The 20,848-nt window shown below is 57.6% G+C and carries 19 protein-coding genes, 1 tRNA gene and 2 rRNA genes (1 of these 22 cut by a window edge); 16 read left to right on the plus strand and 6 right to left on the minus strand.

The window, feature by feature from the left end:
- The 3 genes from LQ231_RS21170 to LQ231_RS21180 all read left to right on the plus strand — a co-directional run.
- A 23S ribosomal RNA gene (locus LQ231_RS21170) occupies positions 1-2,771 on the plus strand (it extends 27 nt beyond the left edge of the window).
- A gap of 115 nt (positions 2,772-2,886) precedes the next feature.
- Positions 2,887-3,001 (plus strand): 5S ribosomal RNA (gene rrf / locus LQ231_RS21175).
- A gap of 115 nt (positions 3,002-3,116) precedes the next feature.
- A tRNA-Met gene (locus LQ231_RS21180) sits at positions 3,117-3,193 on the plus strand.
- A 139-nt stretch (positions 3,194-3,332) separates the two neighbouring features.
- On the opposite strand, the gene LQ231_RS21185 is transcribed toward LQ231_RS21180, so the two are convergent.
- Positions 3,333-4,432, minus strand: a protein-coding gene (locus LQ231_RS21185) for an IS3 family transposase (protein ID WP_113144399.1) whose coding sequence is annotated in 2 segments (ribosomal slippage) — positions 3,333-4,180 and positions 4,180-4,432 — 1,101 coding nt in all. Because the reading frame shifts where the segments join, the coding sequence is not laid out codon by codon here.
- Positions 4,433-4,699: 267 nt separating this feature from the next.
- On the opposite strand from LQ231_RS21185, the gene LQ231_RS21190 reads away from it, so the two are divergent.
- Positions 4,700-5,326 carry a hypothetical protein gene (locus LQ231_RS21190; protein WP_050578832.1) on the plus strand — a complete coding sequence of 209 codons (627 nt, stop codon included), beginning with the start codon at positions 4,700-4,702 and terminating at the stop codon, positions 5,324-5,326.
- Complete coding sequence (locus tag LQ231_RS21195) at positions 5,323-5,499, plus strand: hypothetical protein (protein WP_155251700.1); 177 nt, start codon at positions 5,323-5,325, stop codon at positions 5,497-5,499. Before LQ231_RS21190 ends, LQ231_RS21195 begins: the two co-directional genes overlap by 4 nt.
- Positions 5,500-5,513: 14 nt before the next feature.
- On the opposite strand, the gene LQ231_RS21200 is transcribed toward LQ231_RS21195, so the two are convergent.
- The 3 genes from LQ231_RS21200 to LQ231_RS21210 are packed head-to-tail and all read right to left on the minus strand — an operon-like array spanning position 5,514 to position 7,520.
- Positions 5,514-6,245: a hypothetical protein gene (locus LQ231_RS21200; RefSeq protein ID WP_230173762.1), complete on the minus strand. Its 732-nt coding sequence runs from the start codon at positions 6,243-6,245 to the stop codon at positions 5,514-5,516.
- Positions 6,235-6,954, minus strand: a complete 720-nt coding sequence (locus LQ231_RS21205; protein WP_230173763.1) for a nucleotidyl transferase AbiEii/AbiGii toxin family protein — start codon at positions 6,952-6,954, stop codon at positions 6,235-6,237. The genes LQ231_RS21200 and LQ231_RS21205 overlap by 11 nt, the downstream gene beginning before the upstream one ends.
- A complete protein-coding gene (locus LQ231_RS21210; RefSeq protein ID WP_230174997.1) occupies positions 6,951-7,520 on the minus strand; it encodes a hypothetical protein in 570 nt (189 codons plus the stop codon). Before LQ231_RS21210 ends, LQ231_RS21205 begins: the two co-directional genes overlap by 4 nt.
- Before the next feature lie 788 nt (positions 7,521-8,308).
- Between LQ231_RS21210 and LQ231_RS21215 the strand changes: the two genes are divergently transcribed.
- The 5 genes from LQ231_RS21215 (at position 8,309) to LQ231_RS21235 (ending at position 14,472) form a co-directional block, all read left to right on the plus strand.
- On the plus strand, positions 8,309-9,211 hold the full coding sequence (locus tag LQ231_RS21215; protein ID WP_230173765.1) for a zincin-like metallopeptidase domain-containing protein: 903 nt from the start codon (positions 8,309-8,311) through the stop codon (positions 9,209-9,211).
- A gap of 1,349 nt (positions 9,212-10,560) precedes the next feature.
- Complete coding sequence (locus LQ231_RS21220; protein WP_230173766.1) at positions 10,561-11,211, plus strand: helix-turn-helix domain-containing protein; 651 nt, start codon at positions 10,561-10,563, stop codon at positions 11,209-11,211.
- 10 nt (positions 11,212-11,221) lie between these two features.
- Complete coding sequence (locus LQ231_RS21225; protein ID WP_230173767.1) at positions 11,222-11,869, plus strand: hypothetical protein; 648 nt, start codon at positions 11,222-11,224, stop codon at positions 11,867-11,869.
- Positions 11,870-11,978: 109 nt separating this feature from the next.
- Positions 11,979-13,892, plus strand: a complete 1,914-nt coding sequence (gene dnaK / locus LQ231_RS21230) for a molecular chaperone DnaK (protein ID WP_230173768.1) — start codon at positions 11,979-11,981, stop codon at positions 13,890-13,892.
- Positions 13,885-14,472, plus strand: a complete 588-nt coding sequence (locus tag LQ231_RS21235; protein WP_230173770.1) for a nucleotide exchange factor GrpE — start codon at positions 13,885-13,887, stop codon at positions 14,470-14,472. Before dnaK ends, LQ231_RS21235 begins: the two co-directional genes overlap by 8 nt.
- Positions 14,473-14,540: 68 nt before the next feature.
- Here the strand turns inward: LQ231_RS21235 and LQ231_RS21240 are convergent, their stop codons facing one another.
- Positions 14,541-14,891, minus strand: coding sequence for a chaperone modulator CbpM (locus tag LQ231_RS21240; RefSeq protein WP_230173772.1), 351 nt, complete (start codon positions 14,889-14,891; stop codon positions 14,541-14,543).
- 3 nt (positions 14,892-14,894) lie between these two features.
- Positions 14,895-15,812: a DnaJ C-terminal domain-containing protein gene (locus tag LQ231_RS21245; protein WP_230173774.1), complete on the minus strand. Its 918-nt coding sequence runs from the start codon at positions 15,810-15,812 to the stop codon at positions 14,895-14,897.
- 190 nt (positions 15,813-16,002) lie between these two features.
- Between LQ231_RS21245 and LQ231_RS21250 the strand changes: the two genes are divergently transcribed.
- From LQ231_RS21250 to LQ231_RS21275, 6 genes are all read left to right on the plus strand, one after another.
- Positions 16,003-16,443: an Hsp20/alpha crystallin family protein gene (locus LQ231_RS21250; RefSeq protein WP_230173776.1), complete on the plus strand. Its 441-nt coding sequence runs from the start codon at positions 16,003-16,005 to the stop codon at positions 16,441-16,443.
- A 13-nt stretch (positions 16,444-16,456) separates the two neighbouring features.
- Positions 16,457-16,840 (plus strand): Hsp20/alpha crystallin family protein, encoded by a 384-nt coding sequence (locus LQ231_RS21255; protein ID WP_230173778.1) that lies wholly within the window; start codon positions 16,457-16,459, stop codon positions 16,838-16,840.
- Between the two features lie 13 nt (positions 16,841-16,853).
- The gene (locus LQ231_RS21260; protein WP_230173779.1) at positions 16,854-17,357 is read left to right on the plus strand and encodes an Hsp20/alpha crystallin family protein; all 504 of its coding nucleotides are present in this window, start codon (positions 16,854-16,856) and stop codon (positions 17,355-17,357) included.
- A 211-nt stretch (positions 17,358-17,568) separates the two neighbouring features.
- Positions 17,569-18,222, plus strand: a complete 654-nt coding sequence (locus LQ231_RS21265) for a BON domain-containing protein (RefSeq protein ID WP_230173780.1) — start codon at positions 17,569-17,571, stop codon at positions 18,220-18,222.
- A 357-nt stretch (positions 18,223-18,579) separates the two neighbouring features.
- Positions 18,580-20,262: a cation:proton antiporter gene (locus LQ231_RS21270; RefSeq protein WP_230173781.1), complete on the plus strand. Its 1,683-nt coding sequence runs from the start codon at positions 18,580-18,582 to the stop codon at positions 20,260-20,262.
- 72 nt (positions 20,263-20,334) lie between these two features.
- Complete coding sequence (locus LQ231_RS21275; RefSeq protein WP_230173782.1) at positions 20,335-20,634, plus strand: antibiotic biosynthesis monooxygenase; 300 nt, start codon at positions 20,335-20,337, stop codon at positions 20,632-20,634.
- Positions 20,635-20,848: the final 214 nt, after the last annotated feature.

Consider the following 20,848-nt stretch of genomic DNA (forward strand, 5'->3'; position numbering starts at 1 on the left):
GATGCCTTGGCATGCACAGGCGATGAAGGACGTGATACGCTGCGAAAAGCCGTGGGGAGCTGCGAATAAGCTTTGATCCATGGATATCCGAATGGGGAAACCCACCTTAAATGCTTGGAGAATCCAAACTGTCAGCGATGACGGCTTGGGTTTCCAAGCATTGTGATAAGGTATCTAACTTTCGAATACATAGGGGTTAGAAGCGAACTCGGGGAACTGAAACATCTAAGTACCCGAAGGAAAGGACATCAACCGAGACTCCGTAAGTAGTGGCGAGCGAACGCGGACCAGGCCAGTGGCAATGTGGAATAAAGTGGAACGCTCTGGAAAGTGCGACCGTAGTGGGTGACAGTCCCGTACGCGTAGAACACACATTGTCCTTGAGTAAGGCGGGACACGTGAAATCCTGTCTGAACATGGGGAGACCACTCTCCAAGCCTAAGTACTCGTGCATGACCGATAGCGAACAAGTACCGTGAGGGAAAGGTGAAAAGCACCCCGACAAGGGGAGTGAAATAGAACCTGAAACCGGTTGCCTACAAACAGTTGGAGGGCGCAAGCCTGACAGCGTACCTTTTGTATAATGGGTCAACGACTTAGTGTATCTAGCAAGCTTAAGCCGGTAGGTGTAGGCGCAGCGAAAGCGAGTCTGAATAGGGCGTTTAGTTAGATGCATTAGACCCGAAACCGAGTGATCTAGCCATGAGCAGGTTGAAGGTTGGGTAACACCAACTGGAGGACCGAACCCGCATCTGTTGCAATAGATTGGGATGACTTGTGGCTAGGGGTGAAAGGCCAATCAAACTCGGAAATAGCTGGTTCTCCGCGAAAACTATTTAGGTAGTGCGTCGATCGAATACCCTCGGGGGTAGAGCACTGGATGGGCTATGGGGACTCACCGTCTTACTGATCCTAACCAAACTCCGAATACCGAGGAGTACTAATCGGCAGACACACGGCGGGTGCTAACGTCCGTCGTGAAGAGGGCAACAACCCTGACCTCCAGCTAAGGTCCCCAAGTCATGGCTAAGTGGGAAAGGATGTGAGGATCCCAAAACAACCAGGATGTTGGCTTAGAAGCAGCCATCATTTAAAGAAAGCGTAACAGCTCACTGGTCTAAATAAGGGTCTTTGCGCCGAAAATGTAACGGGGCTAAAGCCATGCACCGAAGCTGAGGATACGTCGCAAGACGTGTGGTAGCGGAGCGTTCCGTAAGCCTGTGAAGGGGTACCTGTGAGGGGCCCTGGAGGTATCGGAAGTGCGAATGTTGACATGAGTAACGATAAAGGGGGTGAGAGACCCCCTCGCCGAAAGACCAAGGGTTCCTGCTTAAAGTTAATCTGAGCAGGGTTAGCCGGCCCCTAAGGCGAGGCAGAAATGCGTAGTCGATGGGAACCACGTTAATATTCGTGGGCCTGGTGGTAGTGACGGATCGCACAAATCGTACATTCTTATTGGATTGAATGTGCGGTGGAGCGGTTCCAGGAAATAGCTCCACCCTATAGACCGTACCCGAAACCGACACAGGTGGTCAGGTAGAGTATACCAAGGCGCTTGAGAGAACTATGCTGAAGGAACTCGGCAAATTGCACGCGTAACTTCGGAAGAAGCGTGACCCCATTTTACGCAAGTGAGATGGGGTGGCACAGACCAGGGGGTAGCGACTGTTTATCAAAAACACAGGGCTCTGCGAAGTCGCAAGACGACGTATAGGGTCTGACGCCTGCCCGGTGCTGGAAGGTTAAAGGGAGAGGTGCAAGCTTTGAACTGAAGCCCCAGTAAACGGCGGCCGTAACTATAACGGTCCTAAGGTAGCGAAATTCCTTGTCGGGTAAGTTCCGACCTGCACGAATGGCGTAACGACTTCCCCGCTGTCTCCAGCATAGACTCAGTGAAATTGAATTCCCCGTGAAGATGCGGGGTTCCTGCGGTCAGACGGAAAGACCCCGTGCACCTTTACTATAGCTTTACACTGGCATTCGTGTCGGCATGTGTAGGATAGGTGGTAGGCTTTGAAGCTTGGACGCCAGTTTGAGTGGAGCCATCCTTGAAATACCACCCTTATCGTCATGGATGTCTAACCGCGGTCCGTTATCCGGATCCGGGACAGTGTATGGTGGGTAGTTTGACTGGGGCGGTCGCCTCCGAAAGAGTAACGGAGGCGCGCGATGGTGGGCTCAGACCGGTCGGAAATCGGTCGTCGAGTGCAATGGCATAAGCCCGCCTGACTGCGAGACTGACAAGTCGAGCAGAGACGAAAGTCGGTCATAGTGATCCGGTGGTCCCGCGTGGAAGGGCCATCGCTCAACGGATAAAAGGTACGCCGGGGATAACAGGCTGATGACCCCCAAGAGTCCATATCGACGGGGTTGTTTGGCACCTCGATGTCGGCTCATCGCATCCTGGGGCTGGAGCAGGTCCCAAGGGTTTGGCTGTTCGCCAATTAAAGCGGTACGTGAGCTGGGTTCAGAACGTCGTGAGACAGTTCGGTCCCTATCTGCCGTGGGTGTAGGAATATTGACAGGATCTGTCCCTAGTACGAGAGGACCGGGATGGACATATCTCTGGTGGACCTGTTGTCGTGCCAACGGCATAGCAGGGTAGCTATATATGGAATGGATAACCGCTGAAGGCATCTAAGCGGGAAACCAACCTGAAAACGAGTATTCCCTATCAGAGCCGTGGAAGACTACCACGTTGATAGGCCGGGTGTGGAAGCTCAGTAATGAGTGAAGCTTACCGGTACTAATAGCTCGATTGGCTTGATCGTTCTCATTGATCAATGTTCATCAGACCGCCAAAGGCGGTCGATGATGCAAAAACGTGTTCAAAAAAACGAGGTCCAAAGACCTTTACCAGCTTCTCACTATATTGCCCTTAGCTGACCTGGTGGTTATTGCGGGGTGGCTGCACCCGTTCCCATTCCGAACACGGCCGTGAAACGCCCCTGCGCCAATGGTACTTCGTCTCAAGACGCGGGAGAGTAGGTCGCTGCCAGGTCTGCTAATGGCAATATCAAATCTTCTCATTACAAAACGTCGGCAAAGCCGATATCAAAGGGACGCACAAAGCCATCCCTTTCCTGTCCAAAAATACCGCAGAACATCAAATATAACGCGGGGTGGAGCAGCCCGGTAGCTCGTCAGGCTCATAACCTGAAGGCCGCAGGTTCAAATCCTGCCCCCGCAACCAACCATCCCTGCGATACCAATAAAGCCCCATCACGGGGCTTTTTGCGTTTTTGGGCTTCAATCGCGCCAGCGCGGCCCATGTGACCTGAGACCCAATTTCCCTCCAGTTTTCGAGAGAGTCTTGGGTTTTCAATCTGGCCTCATGCGGCCTGTTTTTCCATAGCCATTTTCGTTGCGAACTCGCTGGGGGTGATATTGCCCAGCGACGAGTGGGGTCTGTTTCTGTTGTAATCCTCCTTCCATGCAGTGATTGCGGCGCGGGCCTGAGCGAGCGACGAGAACAGCGTCTCATTCAGGCACTCGTCGCGGAAGCTGCCGTTGAAGCTTTCAATGAGGCCGTTTTGCATCGGCTTGCCGGGGGCGATGTAATGCCATTCGACCTTGGTCTCCTGGCACCATTTGAGGATGGCCATGCTGGTCATCTCCGTGCCGTTGTCCGAGACGATCGTCCTCGGTTTTCCGCGTCTGGCGATGAGACTATCCAGTTCACGGGCAAGCCTTGCGCCTGACAGGGATGTATCGGCGACCAGGCATAGGCATTCGCGGGTGAAGTCGTCGACAACCGCCAGCACCCGGAAGCGGCGACCGTCGGTGAAGGCATCGCTGACGAAGTCCAAACTCCAGCGCTCGTTGGGGCGTGACGGCAGAGCCAGGGGACGTCTCGTTCCCAAGGCCCGCTTTCGGCCGCCGCGTTTGCGCACCGTCAGCTTCTCCTCCCGATAGAGACGTCGAAGCTTCTTCAGGTTCATGACGATCCCCTGACGGTCGAGCATCACGTGGATACGGCGATAACCGAAGCGGCGGCGCTCGGACGCCACCTTTTTCATTGCCTCCCGAATGGACGCATCGTCAGGCCGCACGCTGCGATATCGCATGCTCGACCGATCCACCGATAGAACCTCGCACGCCCGACGCTGGCTTACTCCATGCTGCGCACAGACGTGAGCCACCGCATCTCGCTTCACATCGGGCGTCACCATTTTTTTGCAGCGACATCCTTCAGGATCGCATTGTCCAGCATGGCCTCGGCGAGCAGCTTCTTCAGCTTGGCGTTCTCGTCCTCAAGCGCCTTCAGCTTGCGGGCATCCGACACGTCCATGCCGCCATACTTCGCCTTGTATTTGTAGAAGGTTGCATCCGAGATGCCGTGCTTGCGGCAGACATCGACGGTCTTCGCGCCAGCCTCCTGCTCCTTCAATATCCCGATGATCTGTTCTTCCGTGAACCGTGAACGCTTCATTCGTCCGTCTCCTGGTTGTGACGGACTCTACCAAATTCTGGAGGAAGTTCAGGGTCTCAGGTCAAACGCATTGGATATGCTGTAAAAAAATAATTTTTTTGCGCGATATCGCGCAATAGGCTTTATTGTACCTCGCTAAATAGAGCCAATGACCATTGCGGAACCACTGGATTCGCCCCATTGTATAGAGCGAAGCTGAGCGTAGCTAATCATTGTTCCAAACGCTTGCTTGAAGCATTGTCGGTTGCAAGCCGAAAGGAGACAACGATGGCAAACGGAAGACAGGCTAGCGCAAAGCGCATGAAAATGGCGGAACGTGCGCAGCAGCAGATGGATGTTCATTTCCCGAACTTTCATCCAGCATGGATTTGGACTCGCAAAACGAACGACGGCTTCTTTACCGTACCGCGAACGATGCCGGTTGTGATGCAGACCATCGACGCCCAGACAAAGGGGCAACCTGCGGGGCACACACTCCTTTGTCTTTGGGCGCGGGCACCGGATCATCCTGTCATTACCATCGAAAATCCTGCGACCTTTGCAGCTGAAGCTGGTTTTATTGGAGAGCGTGCCGTCGATACGTGGCGGAAACGGATGCGGCAATTGCGAGATCTTTTGTTCATCCAAACCAAACCGGGCGCCTCTGGTGAGTTCCACTATGTTCTATTGGTCAACCCGAATGCTGCCGTTGAATGGATGAGAACCCAGGGAAAAGTCCAAGACCTTCTCTACGGCCGATTTGTGGACCGCCTGGTTGAGGTCGGTGCTTACGGAGAAATCGAAGCATTGCGGGAATTCTGGCAGTCTCAGGCGGCTGCCAACGCCGCAGCTGCGGCTCAAGCGTCGGTTATTGTGCCTCCGCCACCTATCCAAGAAAAGGAAGCGGAAGCATGACCTGGCTTTCTTTCTTCGTACGTATTCCAGCACTCGCGGTCGCAACCCCTATTGCAATCGTTGCTGCAATTCTCATTGCCGCCATCTACGGCTACCGTCTTGAAATTGATGCGATCGGGCTGAGGTTCGATAAGAGCCCAGCCCCTTTGGCATTGGAGGCTGCAAGACGATGAGTACCTCACAACCGCTATATGTGGGCCCTGTAAAAATTGGCGGAGGGCCCTCCCACATCAATGACAAGCTGCGGGTCGGCAATATCCGTGATGGCGAGTTTTAGAACGCTGCAGTCGTCGTGCTCTCCGTTCGCCTCGACTTCGCGGCCTTCGATCACGGCAAGCTGCTCGTGTGCTGAAAGTTCGGCCCAGAAGCCATCCGTGCAGATGAAATAGACGCCAGGCAAACTGTCCGTTTCGAGTATTTCAGGTGTCATATACTCACGGGAACGAAAGCTCTTGGTGAGGAGATGCCTGGCCGGTATCTTCGATAGTTCCTCAAGTGCAACGACGGTAAGCGCATTGGCAAGCGTGTGAGGCTGAGTCCGCCAGTGAATTCTGTCGCCTCGATCAATCTGGCCTAGAAGACAGTCGCCTGCATGGATAACTGTCATTCGTGTTCTTCGGTCGGCATGCACAATAGCGAAACTGGCAGAGCCCCGAGGAAAACGCGCGCGCAAATCTAGATGGATTCCGCGCAGCTGTTTCGAAAGCGCATTGAGATCCAGCGCTCCTTGTAGACCGTTGAACCAGTCGATCACTTCCCGCACGATCGCTTGGGCATATTCTCCACTGCCCGCACCCGCGGTAGAACCGTCGACGACGATGCAAATCACGCCGCTTGCATTGATGCCAAGCCCTGCATGGTCACGATTGTCAGCGGTCTTGGTGCCTTTACGGCTATACCATTTTGCTTCAATGCGCATGGCCGCCACCGTCTGCGCAGTGGCTTATGGCAACATACCGCTCGCGCACGATAGCTGCTCGGCCAGGCTGTCCACGCAAGTTTCCCTCGAGGAAGTCGTCAAAGTCGCGATGCTGGAGTAGCGCCTGGAATTGTTCAGCAATATAGGATCTGACGTCGAGGTCCGCAGTCGCCAACTCCTGACCAAGCTCCTCTCTTCCGTCGATTACGAGAAGTATGTCTTCGGCATCTCGGCTGGAATAGAGGTCATCGCCACCCCTGCCGGTGAACGCTTCCAGTTTCGTCGCTATAAAGAGGGCCGGCGTGAGGAGCCGGATGGTGAGACCTTCAGTGAGTTGATGAACCTCAGCGGTTTCGATCCCCTTTGCGTACCAGCGATTGCTGAAGCCGAGGATCGCTTCATCATCCGGCATGAAATCGACTTTGAGCGGGCCGAGCCGCATTCGGCAGATGACATCGTCATCCGAGGACTCTTTAAACCCCCTTTCTCGCAGCTGTTCCAATAGCTGGCCCCATTCTGCCAGCCCCGCAAGATCGACGATAAGGTCGATATCGTCGGTAGCTCTGACATCTTCGAGGGTCACCGGGTCTGTGATGAAGAGCGCCGTTGTGCATCCCCCGACGAACACAAGGCGATCGCGCAAATCTTGCTCAAGCGCTGTTGCGACGACTTTCAACATTTCGAGCAGCTGGCCGCGGACAGTGGTCATTTGCCGAGTATCCCCGTTGAGAGACGCTCAGTTGCCAAACCCACTTCCCTCTGGTTTCCGAGACGGATCGCGTCGCAGAGTGCCAGATATTCGTATAGGCGGTCGTCCTTTTGGACAGCTTCCGGCACGCTTTTGAACAGCGGATCGACTGACTGGCCCATTTCACGGCCGCTCGCATGCGGCCAGACGTAAATGTAGTTGCCGGCACTCATTAGAAGGCCTTCAAGCATGGGAGCAGCGAACGCAGTCGGTATGCCTCGCTGCATTGATCCGGGCTTCGCCGGGAAGGTGAATTTCAAGCCGTGGACGATGAAATTGAACAGGTTCCGTCGGCTTGGCTTGGGTCGGCCAAGTTCGCGATCTTTGCTGGCAATGCCAGAGTACACGCTCCTCTTGATCGACTCGTTGACCTCGGTCTTGCTTATGCCGAGAGATGCCTCCAAATTCCGAACGGAATATGGGTCCTCGCCCTGCGCCTCTATGCGTAAGCGTTCAACTCCTTGCTCTTGTTCCTGCTCTTGGAGGCTGACGAGCTTGAGCAGTATGACGATGTCCTGGCTTTTCATCATGCTTTCCGAGTACTGTCCTCTGTCCTAGGACCAAGGACAGAAAAACATACCATGTCCGTATTGTCAAAGCCCCGCCACAAACACCAGGGTGTTCTCCACTTCCGCAGCGGTCTAGCCGCGGAAGCCAAAACGTCGTTATTTCACCAAGAGCAGATTACCGGGATGTTCCACTAAAGAGAATTGATTGCAGATTTCTCGCACTAGGAGTGGCTTTACATCGTCGACGTCATAGGGCACGGCCGGGAATCCGGATCGAGGGTCTTGCAGTGGATTTCGAGAGCAGTGTGCGAACAGTAGATCTTATCTCGCTCGTCATCATCCTGGGAAGCCGGCGCCCGGAAAGAGGCTCAAAAACAGAGCCTTACGGCACAATAAAAAACCTAAGCCACTGATACGAAGAGACATCCACATAAGGTGGGACAACCTGCCCAGAATGGTGTGCTTCCGGTAAGGAGGCGCATCCTGCGGAACGGGCTGTCGTGAACCGAGCCGATAGTCTCGGCCATCCGGCTTCCATCCCTTGCGTTTGACGGGCCGCTTTTGCGGCCCTTTTGCTGAGCACGGCTCATTTCTGAGCCCTGCGATCTTTCTGCTGTCTGTTTGGGGGCTTGCAGCCCCGTCCTCCGTCAAGACCAAGCCCTTCGGGCAAAAGCATCCGGGCCGTGGCTCGGCGTTCGCCTGCGCCCGCACCACCCCGGACGCGTTTGGTCTGGACGGTTCCCCCCCCTCTCTTCGCCAGAGGGGCAGATCGGTTGCATGCGCAACCCGATCAGAGGAAAAGGGACATGGAGAACGATGTTTATCAGCAGGTGACCGACAAGATTATTGCCGATCTGGAAAATGGCGAGCTGACCTGGCTGAAGCCTTGGAGTGCTGGCAATATGGAGGGAAGGATCACCAAACCATTGCGGCATAACGGGCTGGCCTATAGCGGCATCAACGTTTTGATGCTTTGGGGCGCGGCAATCGAGGCTGGTTTTTGCTCGCCCTATTGGATGACTTTCAAGCAGGCCACGGAGCTTGGCGCGCATGTGCGCAAGGGCGAGCGTGGCAATATGGTTGTCTATGCGAACACCATCACCAAGACGGAGGAACAGGACGACGGCAGCGAGGAAGAGCGGCACATTCCGTTCTTGAAAGCCTATACGGTTTTCAACGTTGAGCAAATCGAAGGGCTGCCCGAGCAATACTATGCGAAGCCCGAACCCGTGATTGATCCGGCCATGCGGATTGAACACGCCGAAGGGTTCTTTTCGGCGACCAGTGCCGATATTCGTCATGGCGGCAATCAGGCCTATTACAGTGGTGCGAGCGACCATGTGCAGATGCCCTGTTTCGAGAGCTTTCACGCGCCCGAGGCGTATTATGCCACGCTGGCGCACGAACTCACCCACTGGACAAAACACAAGAACCGCCTTGACCGGGAGCTTGGTCGCAAGAAGTGGGGCGATGAAGGTTATGCCCGCGAGGAACTGGTTGCCGAGCTTGGCGCAGCCTTTCTGTGCGCCGATCTGGAATTGACGCCCCAGCCTGGCACCGATCATGCCGCCTATATTCAGGGCTGGCTCAAAGTGCTGAAAGAAGACAAGCGCGCCATCTTCAGCGCCGCCGCCCATGCGCAGCGCGCCGCCGATTTCCTGCACGGTCTGCATGGCGTTGCGGACACCAAGGAAGGAGCCGCCGCGTGAGCGGCGTCTTTGTTCCAGGGCAAAATTTGCGCCCGCCAGGGGCGGGCGCTGAACACCTATAGTTTGAATAGCGTCAGATATGCTCAATCGCATCGAGGATATTTTGATGGTTTCAAACTCGGCATGGTTTGAAAACGGCGAGCAACCCCGATGTGCGCAGCCTACCGCGTCTCTCGGTCGATACCGATCTCATGTATCTGCCGATGCATGTGCCGGAGGCTTTGTCCACACGGAGCGCTGGCATTTAGGTCCTTCAGGGAGCTGTGGGTTGGGAGGGGAACTGGGGGAGGGAAGGACTGCCGCCCGTAATCGGCAGGTCGCGTCTGCGGCGCCGACTGATGCGCCTGGCGCTGATAGTATTGCCGCCTCGAAACCACGCAGGAGGCGGATGATGGAGTATTTTTGCGGACTGGATGTTGCGACGGTGGAGACGGCGGTCTGCGTCGTTGAGCGGCACTATCGCAGTGGCAAAGTCGTTCTCGTCAAGGGGCACCACCGAGGTCATGAAGCGGCACAGGAATTGCCGATCCGCGTAATGGGTCCGAGACTCGAGATGACCAGGTTCGAGTTTTCAGCCACACAGCCGAAAAATCGTGACTGAGTTGGAATATCTTGACGTTGTTCTCACATTTCCAAGTCGCTCATGTGGCTTGCAGGTGACCGGGAGACACCTCGGGAAACAACATGGACCGCACTCTAAACTGGATAAGACTGGGGGTTAGAGTTAGAGGACGTGTCCGCTACGCGCCTTCATTCCGGTCGTAGAAGCAGACCTTGCCATTGACCAGAAGCCGACTCGCTTAGATTTGGTGCTTCGGCTTCTATCCGCCAATTTTTGGTCATCTACTCGACAAGCCAAGGCCCTGCTTTCCTTCCTCGACCAGCAACTCTACGACATGCCTGACTCGGGGAAGAAGATGCCGCCTAGAAGGCCAGATCGCATAGATGCCAACGGTGACGTCAGTGTCATTCTCAAGCAGGTGAGCCAGGGTGGTGTACCTGGGTGACAATCATGAGTGTGAGGAATCATAGGCACCGCACCAGTTTATCCCGGCGGGGCTGGTTCACCCCCTTTGCCGCGATCCCATTGCATGCCGAAAGTTTCCTACTCTCGTCGGCGGATTGGCAAAAGCAGGTCCCATTTTCGTCGCGGGCCTGCCTCCAATGCCACTGTTCGCATACCCAGAACTCCAAGGCCGCATTGACGACCGTCAGTATTGAAGGGAGACGGCCCGATCGCTGGGTTGCGGGATTTTACGGTACGGGGAGTCCCCGAATTCCCTTTCGAGGGAGCCTAGCCAATGTTGGAAGTCAAGCCTTCGGGCGCTGGTTGAGGAAAGGGACCTACAATGCTTGAAGTATCTGGAACGTCCATTGCCCTGCGGCGCATGCCAGACGCGCCGACGGCCGAGCCGGCACGGCTCCGTTCTTTGGCCCACCTTCGCCGCTTCCATCGCCAGCAGGATATTTACGGGCAAGAAGAGCCCAGCGAAACCTGGTATCGTGTTGTTTCGGGTTCAGCCTGCAAATACCTGATTCGGACCGATGGGCGACGACAGCTTGTCGACATCTACCTGCCGGGAGACCTTTTCGGATTCACCGCCCGTCTATACCATAGATTCGCCGTTCAGGCCGTCGCTGACGGGACATTGATCTCCTGCTACCCGCGCCAGGGGGTAGAGGCGCTGGTCAAAGAGGATCCCGAAACGGCTCGCGAAATCAGAATGCAGATTTTCGAAGCGCTGGAACGCCTGCAGGAGCAACTTCTGGTCATCAGCACGATGACGGCCCCGGAGAAGGTCCGCGAATTCCTTCTCTATTTCCACCAAAGGCTTTCTGCGGACAAGGAGGACGGTCTCGCGTTACCGATCTCCCGCTACGATATCGCCGACCTGCTGGGAATTTCCGCCGAAACGGTCTGCAGGGCCTTCACGGACCTGCAGGAGCGCGGCGTCATCTCGCTACAGGGTCCACGCCACGTCAGAATCAATCGGAGATGAGGAGACTAGAATGGCTAAGGACGACGACGTTCTTGAAAGTCGTGTCATCCGCGAAGTGGCCGCTGTTTTCCGACGCCGGGAGATACTCGAAGACGCGATCCAGGAACTCCTTCAAGCTGGGTTCGATCGCTCCGATATCGACATCATGGGTGATATCGAAACCATACGGCGGCGTCTCGGCTTGCTCTATGTACCGCCCGAGGAAATCGCCGACGTCCCCGGTGCGCCGCGTCGCGCTTACATCGCCCGCGACGACATCTCTACCGCGACCGCCGGGGTCGCTGGGATGCTGTTCTACCTGGGTGCCGCGACGGCGGCGATGACGGTCGTTGCTTCGGGCGGAAGCGTGGCGCTGGTTGCTGCCATCGCCGCGGCTGCAGGAACCGCTGGCGCTGGCATCGGCGCGGCGGCCATTCACCATCTCGGAAAGAAGCAGGCAGAAGACTTGGAGCTTCAGCTTATGGCGGGAGGCATTGTGGTTTGGGTGCGTGTTCACAATCGCGAAATGGCGGAACGAGCACAGGAAGTCCTGGCTAAGTCACGCGGTGAATCCATCCGCGTGCCCGAAATCGAGATCGAAAAGCGACTGGACGATCTCCTAGTCTCAAAATTCAATCCCGACCCATGGCTCGGTAACGAGCCGCCCGCCCGCCACTGACCGAATTGGTTTGAAACTGACGACCGTCAGGGCCGGCATCTGCTTATTCGGCAAGACTTTGCTCGTGGCGCGGCAGTGACGCTTGTGCCCAATCTAGGGAGATACGGCTATGGCAGGTAAGGTGATCGGTATCGATCTGGGCACGACAAATTCCTGCGTCGCAGTGATGGAAGGGGGGCAGGCCAAAATCATCGAGAACGCAGAGGGCGGTCGTACCACCCCGTCCGTCGTTGCGTTTACCAAGGATGGGGAGATTCTCGTCGGCCAGCCGGCAAAACGCCAGGCGGTGACCAACCCCGAGAATACGATTTTTGCCGTCAAGCGTCTGATCGGCCGCCGGTATGATGATCCAATGGTGGAAAAGGACAAGAACCTTGTCCCCTACAAGATCGTAAAAGGCGACAACGGCGATGCCTGGATCGAGGTCGCGGGGAAGAAACACAGCCCGAGCCAGATCAGTTCTCACATCCTGGTGAAGATGAAGGAGACGGCGGAAGCCTATCTGGGTGCCAAGGTGAGCCAGGCCGTCATAACCGTACCGGCATACTTTAACGACAGCCAGCGCCAGGCGACGAAGGATGCGGGAAAGATTGCCGGACTAGATGTGCTGCGCATCATCAATGAGCCGACCGCGGCCGCTTTGGCCTACGGGTTGGACAAGAAGGAGGGCAGCAAGATCGCAGTCTACGATCTCGGGGGCGGCACATTTGATATCTCTTTGCTCGACATCGGCGATGGTGTGTTCGAAGTGAGGGCCACCAATGGCGATACGTTTCTCGGTGGCGAGGATTTCGACAAGCGGATCGTCGACTGGCTTGCGGAAGAGTTTCAAAAAGACCAGGGAATTGATCTGCGCAACGATCGGCTCGCACTCCAGCGACTGCGCGAGGCAGCGGAAAAGGCCAAGATCGAACTGTCCTCCGCCCTGGAGACGACAGTCAGCCTTCCCTTCATCACCGCCGACCAGAACGGCCCCAAGCATCTCGAGATCAAGCTCAGGCAGGCGAAGCTGGAAGATCTGGTTGATGATCTTATCCGGCGCACCGAACAACCCTGCAAGGCGGCGATGAAGGATGCCAAATTAAAGCCGGCCGACCTCAACGAAGCTGTTCTCGTCGGTGGTATGACGCGCATGCCCAAGGTGCAGGAAGTCGTTTCAGGAATCTTCGGCAAGGAACCGAACAAGAGCGTCAACCCGGACGAGGTGGTGGCAATCGGGGCGGCTATCCAGGCAGGTGTGCTGCAGGGTGAGGTCAAGGACGTGCTGTTGCTCGACGTCACGCCGCTGTCGCTCGGCATCGAAACGCTGGGCGGCGTGTTCACAAGGCTGATTGAACGCAACACCACCATTCCCGCAAAGAAAAGCCAGGTCTTCTCAACGGCAGAGGACAACCAGAACGCCGTCACGATCCGCGTCTTCCAGGGGGAGCGTGAGATGGCGGCTGACAACAAGCTGCTCGGCCAGTTTGATCTTGTCGGTATTGCGCCCGCGCCGCGTGGAACGCCGCAGATCGAGGTCACCTTCGACATCGACGCCAATGGTATTGTGAATGTGACGGCAAAGGACAAGTCCACTGGCAAGGAGCAGCAGATCAAGATCCAGGCCTCCGGCGGATTGTCGCAGGCCGATATCGACCGAATGGTGAAGGAGGCCGAGGCGAACGCGGAGGCCGACAAGAAGAGGCGTACCTTGGTCGAAGCCCGCAACCAGGCAGATGCGCAGATTGGGACCAGCCAAAGAGCGCTGGACGAAGCCAAGGACAAGTCTTCATCTGCCAACGGTGCTCCCGTTGAAAAAGCTATCGACGAGCTGAGGTCGGCAATAGCCGGAGACTCGGCAGACGAGATAGAGGCGAAGACAAAGGCCTTGGAGATCGCATCGGTGAATTTTGGCGCCAAGGTGTATGAGGCTTCCGGCGCCTCGACCTCCGGATCCGAAGATTCTTCGGTCACAGCGTCGGATGAGGATGTCATCGACGCCGATTTCGAGGAAGTCAACAAGAACGGTCAGCGCCATGGCTGACGCGGACAAAGGGCAAGAATCCGGATCGAAACTCGCGGAATCCGGATTAGGCGCCGAGACCCCAGGCTTTGAAACCGAGGCCGGCCAGGATTCAACGGCAGCTCTCCAGGCTGAACTCGCAAATACGAAGGATAGGCTGCTTCGCGCCCTCGCCGAGCAGCAGAACATCCGTCAGCAAATGCAGCGCCAGCGCGAGGAGGCGGTGAAGTTCGCTGCCTCGCAGCTGACGGGAGACCTGCTGGACACGCTCGACAACCTACGGCGCGCGATCGAAAGCGTGCCGCGGGGGGCGTCGGACCGCGACGGGGTCAATCCGATCCTGAAGGGTGTCGAGGCCACCGAAGCCAACCTGCTGGCGACGCTTTCCCGCCATGGATTGCAACGCATCGATCCGCTCGGCGTGGCATTCGACCCGCATGTTCATCACGCCATTCGCCAGCATCCTGACGCGACAGTCGCGGATGGCACAGTCGTTGAGGTGCTTCAGCCAGGCTACCTGCTCCACGGCCGGATACTTCGTCCTGCAATGGTCGGTGTGGCGGTGAACGGACAGAAGGATAGAGCGGCCGCCACTTCATGAATGGGTGGCAGCAAAGCTTCCCTTGGTTCACGGAGAAGCGTGGCCGGTTCTGCGGCTATTCAATTGTTTCAGCGAAGCGTGTGTGATCCCGGCCGGGCGAGCCTCTTCAGGTTTTGGGCGTCGGTGACGACGCGGCGCCGGATGCTCGGCGGTTGGTCCTCCAGCGCGTCGAATAGCTTACTGAAAGCGAAGCGCAGGCTGTAAAGCTGGTCGAGCAGATCCAGCACCACATCAACGCCCTCGTCGTTGATACCCATTTCAATGGTGAGATCGGCTATCAGCTCGGCTCGTGCCAAGTCGACATCCCGAAAAATTGGCCTTCCGTCTATGATAAGCGGAGATATCCAGCCCCGGTCGATGAAGACATGCAGCCGTGCTATATCGATATGAAGATCGTGCGCGAATTCCTGATGGTCCATGATCTATGTCCCCATCCCTCGCCGGGGGTTGTATCCCTCGCTGGCAGACCAGCCGGCCACAAATGCCTTCAGTTCGGGGTCCGGCTTTTCCGGAAGTACGATCTTCAGTGTTGCATAGACGTCGCCCCGGGTGCCGTCGCGCCGAGCCACGCCCTTTCCCTTCACACGCAGCGCCCTGCCGCTCGACGAATTCTCCGGCACTGTCGCCACCACCGGGCCGGCAGGTGTCGGCATCGTGACCTTGCCGCCGAGAACCGCCTCGCCAAGCGTGATCGGAAGGTCCAGGCGGATGTCGTCACCCTCGCGCCGGTAGAAGGGATGAGGACGAACGTGGAGCTCGATCAGCGCGTCACCGGTCTCCGCTCCGCCTTCGCCAGCCCCGCCCTTGCCGCGCAGCCTGAGAGTCTGCCCGTCTCGCGCGCCAGGTGGTATGCGGATTTCTAGCGTCTGGCCGTCAGATAGCGTAACCTGGCGTGTGCCGCCATTGACCGCATCGAGAAAGTCGATCTCCATCGAGTACCGGACGTCTGCGCCGGGCATGCGGAAACCCCGACGCCCGCGCCGGGAAAAGAATTCGGCAAAGATGTCGTCGCCACCGGAATCCGCGAAGGCTGCGCCGTTCTCATAGGCGTCGCCGCCTGTGCCGGCGTCAGCAAAGTCGCGATAGTATCGACGTTCGGGCCTTTCCGCGCCTGTCGCATCGATCTCGCCGCTGTCGAAACGGCTGCGCTTTTCCTCATCGCGCAGAATCTCGTAGGCTGCGGACAGGTCTTTGAATTCCTGTTCTGCCTGCTTGTTTCCAGGATTGAGATCGGGATGGAGCTTCTTTGCCCTGCGGCGATAGGCCGCCTGGATATCGTGCTGTGAGGCGTCGCGCTTGACGCCAAGGATTGCGTAGGGGTCTCGGCTGCTCGTCGGCATGTTTGCAGACCTGTCCTTCGTGAACGCTCCCTCGGCGGGAGGAAGACCGCTGGTGACTTACGCCAGGACGCCAAAAGCAACTACACGAATTTTAAAGGCTCTAAACTGACGGTCATCAATGTCGCCTGTGCGGGGCGGATGCACCCTGTAAGACATCGACGCTTCATCCGACACAAGAAGGGAGATCGGCATGCTGCACAACATCGAAAACACGGGACGAGGGTTCGACCCGCTGCGCCAAATGCGCTCTGCACAAAGCGACATGAGCCGTCTACTTGACAATCTCCGGCTGGTAGCGGCGCCCGAATTCCCCTTGATGAACATTTGGGCCGGGACCGATGGAGCGGTGATCACGGCCGAGATACCTGGCGTGCTGCCAGAGGATATCGATATAGCCGTACACCAGAACACGGTTACTCTGCGGGGTAGCAGAGCCGCCGAACCTTTGGCGCAAGACGCTGTCATCCATCGTCAGGAACGCGCCACCGGCGCCTTCGCCAGAAACCTCGTCTTGCCATTCCGCGTCGACGGCGACCGTGCGACGGCGAAATTCAGGCACGGTGTGCTCCGGCTCGATCTGCCGCGCCCGGATGCGGACAGGCCGCACAAAATCACCGTCAGCCGCTCCTGAGGAGAACACCGCCATGACCGACCACGAAACCAACGGGACAGTACCCGCCGAAGCGACTCGGGTAGAGCCTGTCTTCAACCCTCCGACCGACATTATTGAGAACACGGCCGGCGTCCGGATGTTGCTTGACATGCCGGGCGCGGATCCTGAGAGCCTCGATGTCACCTTGGACAATCGCGTCCTGCGCGTTTCAGCGCGATCGGCTTCCAGTGCGCCGGAAGGTTATGCCCTGGTTCACGCCGAGTACCGCGATGGTACCTATGAACGCCGGTTTACCGTCTCGGAGCCTATCGACACAGCGAAGATCGAAGCGGTGTTCAAGGACGGCGTGCTTCAGCTGACACTGCCCAAAGCCGCGCCGTCACCCGCCGCCAGGATCAGCGTCAAGGCGGGATGAGGGAGGAATCGCAATGAGAATCACAGACATCGTTCCATGGCGGGGCTCCGGCCGCGACGTAACGGCCCGAACTGCGCCGATGGACCCCGTGCGCGGGCTTCAACTAGATGTCGACCGCGCTTTCGAAAATTTCTGGCGGATGATGCCATATCCGTTTTCCGCTATCGATCGGCTGCCGTGGGTGGACACTGTTCGTGTGGATGTCGCCGACAGTGGCAAGGAGATCACGGTCACGGCAGAGCTACCGGGTATGAACGACACGGACATCGAGGTGTCGATCAGCGACGGTCTACTGACGATTCGTGGCGAGAAGAAATCCGACCATGAAGCCGAAACAAACGGGATCCTTGTCAGCGAGCGAACATATGGCGCAATGGAACGAACCGTACCTCTTCCTGACGGGATCGACCCTGACGGGGCAAAGGCCACCTTCAGAAACGGTGTGCTAACGCTCGTGATTCCAAGGTCGCCGGAACTGCAAGCAGATACAAAGCGCATTCCCGTTCAGGCGGGTTAAGCTCTCTCCTCCCCTGGCAACCCGCCAATTTGTCCGCAACCGTCCCCGGTTGCGGACTTTTTTAGTCTGCACTGGCGCGCGTGAGGTCGCCCAACCAAAACTGACGGCTGTCAGGGCTAGAGGCCGAACATGTGAGCTAGCTTCGCAATGCTGCGCAGGCAAGACCGTCCTTTAGAGTGCAGCGTAATCACCTAACGCGGAGGATCGCGAGATGACAACTGATGCCGACATCAAACGGGATGTGGAAAGCGAACTCAATTGGGATCCGGACATCGACGCAACTGACATCGGTGTGGCGGCGAAAAGTGGCGTTGTCACGCTGAGCGGCTTTGTGCGCAGCTACACCCAGAAATATGAAGCGGAAAAAGCGGCGAAGCGGGTCAAGGGCGTACTCGGTGTCGCCAACGACATCGAGGTTCGGCTGCCGTCTGTCCACGAGAAACCCGATCCAGAGATTGCGCGCTCCGCCGTCGAGGCACTCAAGTACGAGCTTCCTTACTCCCACGAAAACTTCAAGGTCGTGGTCAAGAGCGGCTGGTTGACCCTCGAAGGCACTGCCGAGTGGGAATATCAACGCAAGCGCGCCGAAGCGGCCGTGCGAAAGGTCAAGGGCGTCAAGGGCATCTCGAATCTGGTGACACTGAAACCGCGAGTCACTCCAACGGAGATCAAGTCCAAGATCGAGGAAGCGCTGAAGCGAATGGTTGAGGTCGACGCGAACCGCGTGACCGTGACAGCCAGCGGCGGCGAGGTGACCCTCTCGGGCGCTGTGCGCTCCTGGGCGGAACGGCAGGAGGCAGAGCGTGCGGCCTGGCGAGCGCCGGGCGTAACCAAGGTTGACAACCGTATCACCATCTCTCCGTAACCAATCCAACCTTGATACCAGCCGGGCTTCTAATGGCCCGGCCGGCATCTTCTGCCAAAGGAGCTGTGGCGTGAGCGGTACACCGGACCCCGAACCTCATCCGCCGGCGACGACGGATCCAGACCAGATTGAACTGGCCAGCATGGAGTCCTTTCCCGCAAGTGATCCCCCCTCCTGGATTCCCATGCATGTCGGCCACCCCTACAAAACCGCACCACAAGAGCCCGATGACATGGCCAATTCCCGGAAGGACGATCCTCACGGTGAAGCCTCGGATGTCCACCAACGTGCCGGGGAGCAATCTGTACCTGGACTCCATTCGCCGGACCGCGTCGGTCGCAAAGCGCCGAGGTAGCAATGCACGATTTGCTGGCTCAAACATTGATCCTGCTGGCCGCGTCGGGGCTTGCGGTCGGCTTTTTCAGCGCGTTCCGGATGCCCGCCGCCACGGGTTACCTGCTGGTCGGCGTCGCGCTTGGGCCGCATGGTTTAGACCTCATTGGATCCGGGCAGGATACGCAGTTTCTGGCCGAACTCGGCCTGATTTTTCTGATGTTCATGGTCGGTCTCGAATTCTCGATTCCAACGGTTCTCAGGGCGCGCTGGGATGTGCTTGGTGCCGGCAGCCTGCAGGTCGGCTTGACGATGGCCCTCGTGGCGAGTGCGCTTTTTCTGACGGGGGTGGCGGTGCAGCCGGCAATCCTCATGGCCGGCGCCATCGCCATGTCGTCGACAGCAATCGCGCTGAAGCAACTCGCGGAGCAGGGTGAAATAACCAGCCGGCATGGGCGCCTGGCGCTTGGAATATTGCTTTTCCAAGACCTCGCAACACTCCCGCTCCTTATCCTCGTAGACGCCTGGTCCCAGGACGGAACCTTGGCTCCGATGGAAATTCTCAAACAGATCGCAGTTGCGACTGCTGCTCTTCTCGCCGCAGCCGTCATTGCGCGACCTTTGATCCGCCTCGGATTCTCGTGGGTGCTCAAGTCCCGCTCTGCCGATCTCTTCCTGCTGTGGGTATTGATGACCGCGCTCGGTACCGCCTACGTGGTCCATCTCGCAGGGCTGGCTCCGCCGATCGGAGCCTTCGTCGCCGGCATGGTCATCGGCGAGAGCGAATTTCGCCATCGCGTCGAGGAGGACATCCGGCCATTCCGTGACGTTTTGGTAGGTCTGTTCTTCATTACCGTCGGCATGGGAATAGATCTGTCGGCCATAACGAGCTTCCCCGGCTCGATCGTCCTTTGGGTTCTCGTGTTCGTTCCCCTGAAGGCGCTCCTGACCTTCGTGACTGGGCTCGTCGTCGGAGCGCACCGTGAGGCGTCGGCGAGGACCGCCGTCATCCTTGCGCATGGCGGCGAGTTCGGATTGCTCCTCCTGGCACTTGCCCTCCAGTCCGGCATCGTCTCGCCTGAACAGGGTCAGCCGATGCTGATTGCCCTGGCCCTGACAATGGGTCTCGCCCCACTCGTCATCCAACGCAATCATTGGGCCGAGTGGCTTTTCGGCCGTCGTGAACGCCGCATCGCAGCGACGGAGGCATCGATCCGTGCGCAGAGCGGTGACTTCCATGATCACGTCATCCTGTGCGGTTGCGGCCGTGTGGGTCGCCTCGTCGCCACCGTCCTGGAGTCGGCAGAAATTCCCTACATTGCCATTGAGACGGATTTGTCCCGGTTTCGAACCGCGCGCCGTCAATCCCACGAGGTCGTGTTCGGCGACGCAAGACATCACCGCATCCTTGAAGCGGCGGGGCTGGAGCGGGCGCTCCTGGTTGTCATCACGTTCGATCATCGCAACACGGTGGAAAGCATCCTGCATCGGATAAAGGCGCTCGAACCGGCGCCGGCCTCTCTTGTGTCAACAGCTGATGATCTGGACATGGGACACTTTGCGCTGCTCGACGCGACCGCGGTGTTTCCGGAAAATCTAGCGGCCGGCCTCGAACTGGCGGATCGGGCGCTGCTGCTGTGCGGAAAGACGCAGAACGACGCGGCCCGGATTGTGAATACGGTCAGGGCGGAGGTCGCCCAAGGATAAACAGAAAATCCCAAGCCCAAGTGAAGGGCTGCCAACTTGCCTCAACGAACGTCAACGATGGAGAACATGATCATGGTCACGAAGGCTCTTTATGTACGACTGGACGCAAAGCCGGGATTTGAAGCCAAGGTGGAGGAGTTCCTCGCGAGCGCCTTGCCGCTTGTGGAGGCGGAGCCGGAAACGAAAGCCTGGTTCGCAATCAAGATGGGTCCCGGGACGTTCGGCATCTTCGATGCGTTCCCGGACGATTCAGGTCGCGACGCCCATCTTGCGGGAAAGGTCGCCGAGGCATTGATGGCGCACGCGGGCGAGCTTTTTCGCACGCCGCCCCAGATCGAAAAGATCGATGTGATCGCAGCCAAGCTGCCATGAAAAGGCACTGAAAATCGATGTTAATTCCAGCCGTGCTCGCTGAACGGGGTCGTCACGTTGCTGCCTGTGCACAGCGGCAAACCGCATGTCGCGCGTGGTGCGAGTTCCCCGAACGTTGCCCGTTTGCCTGCTTGGAGAAACCGCAAAAAAACTGACGGTCATCACGGCCCGCGCGATACGGTGACCCTATCGTTCCTGTGTCGCGTCCGAATAC

It is taken from the genome of Rhizobium sp. CECT 9324, assembly GCF_918741265.1.
Taxonomy (GTDB): Bacteria; Pseudomonadota; Alphaproteobacteria; order Rhizobiales; family Rhizobiaceae; genus Allorhizobium.